This window comes from Pedobacter agri PB92 (assembly GCF_000258495.1).
Taxonomy (GTDB): Bacteria; Bacteroidota; Bacteroidia; order Sphingobacteriales; family Sphingobacteriaceae; genus Pedobacter; species Pedobacter agri.
On record NZ_AJLG01000258.1, the window covers coordinates 1 to 5,061 of the forward strand.

Genomic DNA, 5,061 nt, shown 5'->3' on the forward strand with positions numbered 1-5,061 from the left:
ATATGGCAACTACTAAATGGGCATTAGATCCAACCCACAGCGAATTACAATTCAAAGTAAAACACTTAATGATTACTACCGTAACGGGTAGCTTAAAATCTTTCTCAGCAGAATTAACATCAGAAGGCGACGAATTCGAAAATGCTGAGATTTCTTTTAAAGGAGATATTGATTCTATTGACACCGGAAATACCGATCGCGATAATCACTTAAAAAGCGCTGATTTCTTCGACGCTGAAAAATTTGCTTACATCGAGTTCAAATCTTCATCAGTAGAAAAAGATGGCAGCGACTATATTGTTAAAGGCGACTTAACCATTAAAGGCGAAACTAAACCTGTAAAGTTAACCGCAGAATTTGGTGGCATTGCTACCGATCCTTGGGGAAATACAAAAGCAGGGTTTACTTTAAGCGGAAAAATTAACCGTTCTGATTTCGGCTTAACCTGGAATGCAGCATTGGAAACTGGCGGCGTAATGGTAAGTGAGGAGGTGCGTCTTTTAGGAGAATTACAGTTTGTAAAACAAGCATAGTCTAAGTGCAGAGCTTTGAGCTTCGGGCATAGCAATCACTATGCCCATAGCCCCATGCCTCAGTTATTTAATAAGGTGATGGAAACAAAACAAATAGCCAAAATATTAAAAGCCCCGGCTCCACACATGGTTGGCGATGGCTTTAGGGTTCACAATTTTTTTCCTGGCGGATACGAAATCGACATGAGTCCATTTTTTTTTAATGGATTATGGCTCCAAGATTGATTTTTCTGCAAGAAAAGAACCTCGTGGTGTCGGTGTTCATCCGCATCGCGGCTTTGAAACCGTAACCATAGCGTATCATGGGTCTGTTGCACATCATGATAGCACCGGAAATAGCGGCGTTATTTATCCTGGTGATGTACAATGGATGACGGCGGCAAGTGGAATTCTGCATAAAGAATATCATGAAGAATCTTACAGCTTGAAAGGTGGTCCGTTTCAAATGGTACAACTTTGGGTTAATTTACCCGCAAAGGATAAAATGAGCAAGCCTAAATATCAGGCTATAAAACAAAGTGAAATGGCTCATTTCGATTTGACGGATCAAGGTGGAAAGATTGAAGTGATTGCAGGTAAATATAATGGTATAGCCGGCAGCGCCAGTACCTTTACACCAATAGAGTTATATAATGCCAGATTAAATGAAGGTGGAAAAGCAACATTTAATTTTCCTGAGAAATACAATACTGGCTTTATGGTAATAGAGGGGAAAGTGAAAATTGGTGATCGTGAAATCGCTTCAGCTGATCATTTCGTTTATTTTGGAAACACAGGCGAACATATTGTACTTGAAGCTTTATCCAAAAGCATTGTTTTGATTTTAAGCGGCGAACCCATTAACGAGCCAATCGTGCAATACGGGCCGTTTTTAATGAATACACAGGCTGAAATCACGCAGGCTATTGAAGATTATAATCAAGGCAGGTTTGGTTATATAGAAGAATAATACAGGTTAATAATTTATATTTTTGAGCCGGCCTTTTGCAAAAATTGCCGGCTTTTTTATTTGGAGAATTTCGAATGACGGTGCATCCTTCTCACTTCCAGTTATTTTTATACAATCTTCATATCCATTAGAGACATTTGAATACCAATCAGAGAAAATGTAAGGCTGGAAACCTGGGCAACTTTAAAAAGAACGGGAAATGTGAAAGAGATAATAGTTAAAATACTGAAGCGCAAACGATCATTACATATTTTTATAATTTGAAAATGAACGGTCCAATGATCATCGCGGACATCAGCCCTGCCATTCGCTGTAGTCCCGATGAAGAATCGGGAGCTGCCGCTACTGTCAGGTTTACGAACAAAGTTTTAGCTAGCACCGGGCTATTTTGGCCATGAAATACTGTTTCTGATTTATAGCCCCGGTTGCAGCGTTACCCTGCAGCGAGGAAGTATGACGAGCGAAGCGTAAATGCAAAAAACGGGAAGACAGTTAATTCCTTATGCTGCTTTTGCGCTTCAAAACATTTGATGATTTAAGCCTTTTCGATTAAACATACTGCATAGGCTACCACGCCTTCTTCTCTACCTACAAAACCCATTGTTTCGTTGGTTGTGGCTTTGATCGAAATCTCATCGGTAGAAATGCCGATTGCATTGGCGATGTTTTCCTGCATGGCGGGAATATGTGGATTAATTTTTGGCGCTTCCAGGCAAAGCATCGCATCAATATTGCCCACCTGCCAGCCTTTATCAGCCAATAACTTTACCGTTTCTTGGAGCAAAATAACACTGCTAATTCCTTTCCAACGGTCATCCGTATTTTTAAAATGAAAACCAATATCACGCAGGTTCGCGGCACCTAACAAGGCATCGCAAATGGCATGAAGCAGCACATCGGCATCTGAATGGCCAAAAGCCCCTTTATGATGTTCTAAGGTTACGCCACCAACTACAAAAGGGTGTTGATCTTTTAGTTGATGTACGTCAAAGCCAAAGCCTACTCTAATTTTCATTTTAAAAGTTTAATGATGGAAAATGTTTCTTTTGAAGGAAATCAAAATTCTATTTAATGATTTTCTTATCGCCAAAGTTAAACAAAAGGCCAAAACGTAAGGTATTGGCTAATGGACTTGTTTGTGCATTGGCCAATAAATAAGAGAAATCGATATTGAAGACATTGTATTTTAATCCCAAACCCAGCGTGAAATATCGGCTATCGCCTTTCATAGGACTTTGATAATTATAACCAGCCCTTAATGCAAATTGCTGATTGTACCAGTACTCTAAACCTGTAGAAATACCAACCTCTTTCAATTCTTCGCTAAAGCCTCCAGGTGCATCTGAGAAGGAGCCAAAAATACCTGCAGGAACTGAGCGATTTGGATCTTTACCGCTTACGATATTATTATCCAAATCGTAAATAGGTTGCGTTGGAACGAGTAACTTGTTAAAATCGACTGCAAATGTAACGGTGCTATAATCATCAACTGCTATTGTTGAAGCACCGCCAAGCTTAAAATTGGTTGGCAGGAAAAAGTTTTCGCCACCGTCTGAATAGCTCATTTTGGTGCCAATATTCGATATATTAGCTCCAGCTGATAATATTGCTGGCTTGCCAAACATGGTGGCAGAAGTTTTATACAATCCAGATACATCAACTGCAACGGCTTTGCCACCTCTCACTTGGCCTGATGATGACAACTGACCGGAAGCTAAATTGGAGTAAATATATCTTAACGAAGAACCTAACGAAAATTCTTCACCGAAACTTCGGGCAAATGAAACGTCAAAAGCCAGTTCATTAGGATTAGCAATGCCTAAATCCTGTTGGTTGATATCGGTTAACTGAATAGATCCTAAAGAGAAATAACGAAGTGATGCGCCAATGGTATTCCGATCATCAAGCTTGTAAAAACCACTTAGATAGGCCAGGTTGATATCAGGAACCAAACTTTTTAGCCACGGACTATAAGAAACGGCAAAACCATAAGGTTTATCAATAAAAGCCAGTTTGGATGCATTGATACTGGCAGAATTTACATCACCAGCAACAGCAACGCCCGCATCTCCCATGGCACCAGAACGTGCATCGGGTGTAATTAATAAAAATGGTACTGCAGTAACAATATTATTCGATTCACTACCATTGGTTTGGGTATTACCTATAGTAACTTGAGCATTTGTTTTACCAAATACCAAGGCCAAAGAGAGTGCAGAAAAAGCAAGTTTACTGATGTACTTGAAATTCATCCTTTAAAGGTACGTAATTTTAGATCTTCGGGATATTGTTATTTGGAGACTAGCTTGATAACGCAAAACCAAAAATTATATTTCACCAAATTACGAATTATGTGACTATTTACTAATTAAAGCTACGATTTTTACAGTTTGATGAAACCATAAAAATCGTAACTATTAATGGATTAAGTACTTATATATCAAAAAAGACATTAATCTTTTTTAACTAATTTTTTCTTTTGAACAGGCCGTTCAGTTTATCGGCAATGGCGTCTTTAACTTTTTCAGTAGCTTTTGCCTTTACGGTATCGATTTTTGCCTGGGCTTTGGTTTGTAGTTCAGCTTTTTTCTCAGCAATCACCGCATTTACGGCGTCTTTTGCTGTTGCCTTAGCATCACCAGCACCATATTTTAACCCTATAGTTGGTTTCAAAATGGTGCCGCCCAAAACAGCATTAACTTTGATGGTTTCACTTAACGCAACGTTTGTACCTGCTTTACTGTTCAATTTCGCAATCATAGCATTGGCAGTTTCATTCGCCTTTGCACCTAACATCGCCCGGGGAACATTTAGCGCTAAATCATAAGCCATGGTTTGGTCGAGGCCATTTGAACCTTGAACATTCATAACGATTCCATCTTTTCTAATATCAAATGGAGAAACATTCAGTCGGCCATCTTTTATTTTGAACTTGGTCATCACATTGTTCAACTCGAGTTTTTTAAATTTATCAGAACTTAGGGCCGATGCCAGCTTTTGAAGTGGCTCAAATCCATCTACCACTGCCTGGATTATATTAGCCAATCCCTCCGCATTAATAGAAGAATAAACAGGCATCATATTTTGATCAAGATCTGAATTGAACTTGAGGTTGGTAGAAAAGGTTCCTTTCGTGAACTTGGCAACCGGAGCCAAAAGTTTTACCGTATTAAAAGCACCAAAAGCCTTTTGAATATCCATTTTCTCTATTCCGAAGTTAACATCAACTTTAGGCTTTTTAGGGTCGGTCGTTGCATAAAAACCGTTCATGTTCACTTCTCCACCCAACATATTCATACCCATATCTTTGAAAGTGATGGTTTTATTTTTTACCAATAAAGCACCTTTGGCATTAGTAATATCGTAGTTATCGTAAAGTACCCGGTCTGCTTTTGCTGCTACTTTAAAATCAATATTGCCCGGAACTTCAAATACAGAAAGTTTCGAATCGGGTTTCTTTGCAGCTTCATTTTTTGAAGCTGCTTTTGGCCCCATCAGTTCATTCGCATCGATTAAGCTAGCGGAAAGGTTAAAATCTCCCTGTAATGCCTGGTTCTTTTTAAAAAAAAGTGTGTACGT

General features: G+C 39.0%; 5 protein-coding genes. 2 read left to right on the forward strand and 3 right to left on the reverse strand.

Annotated elements, in window-relative coordinates:
- Positions 1-2 precede the first annotated feature (2 nt).
- Together ON09_RS22475 and ON09_RS22480 are read left to right on the forward strand one after the other, a co-directional pair.
- A complete protein-coding gene (locus tag ON09_RS22475) occupies positions 3-533 on the forward strand; it encodes a YceI family protein (protein WP_010603319.1) in 531 nt (176 codons plus the stop codon).
- A gap of 202 nt (positions 534-735) precedes the next feature.
- Complete coding sequence (locus ON09_RS22480; RefSeq protein WP_238533785.1) at positions 736-1,482, forward strand: pirin family protein; 747 nt, start codon at positions 736-738, stop codon at positions 1,480-1,482.
- A gap of 535 nt (positions 1,483-2,017) precedes the next feature.
- Here ON09_RS22480 and ispF read toward each other — a convergent pair.
- From ispF to ON09_RS22495, 3 genes are all read right to left on the reverse strand, one after another.
- On the reverse strand, positions 2,018-2,497 hold the full coding sequence (gene ispF / locus ON09_RS22485; RefSeq protein ID WP_010603320.1) for a 2-C-methyl-D-erythritol 2,4-cyclodiphosphate synthase: 480 nt from the start codon (positions 2,495-2,497) through the stop codon (positions 2,018-2,020).
- Positions 2,498-2,546: 49 nt separating this feature from the next.
- Positions 2,547-3,734, reverse strand: coding sequence for a type IX secretion system outer membrane channel protein PorV (gene porV, locus ON09_RS22490; protein ID WP_010603321.1), 1,188 nt, complete (start codon positions 3,732-3,734; stop codon positions 2,547-2,549).
- A gap of 214 nt (positions 3,735-3,948) precedes the next feature.
- Positions 3,949-5,061 (reverse strand): AsmA-like C-terminal region-containing protein (locus ON09_RS22495; RefSeq protein WP_010603322.1); only part of this gene is annotated, 1,113 nt, incomplete at its 5' end.

Excerpts from the sequence above, each read along its gene's own strand:
- ON09_RS22480 (WP_238533785.1), top strand. The coding sequence starts at position 736 with ATGGATTATGGCTCCAAGATTGATTTTTCTGCAAGAAAAGAACCTCGT.
- ispF (WP_010603320.1), bottom strand. The coding sequence starts at position 2,497 with ATGAAAATTAGAGTAGGCTTTGGCTTTGACGTACATCAACTAAAAGAT.
- porV (WP_010603321.1), bottom strand. The coding sequence starts at position 3,734 with ATGAATTTCAAGTACATCAGTAAACTTGCTTTTTCTGCACTCTCTTTG.
- ON09_RS22475 (WP_010603319.1), top strand. The coding sequence starts at position 3 with ATGGCAACTACTAAATGGGCATTAGATCCAACCCACAGCGAATTACAA.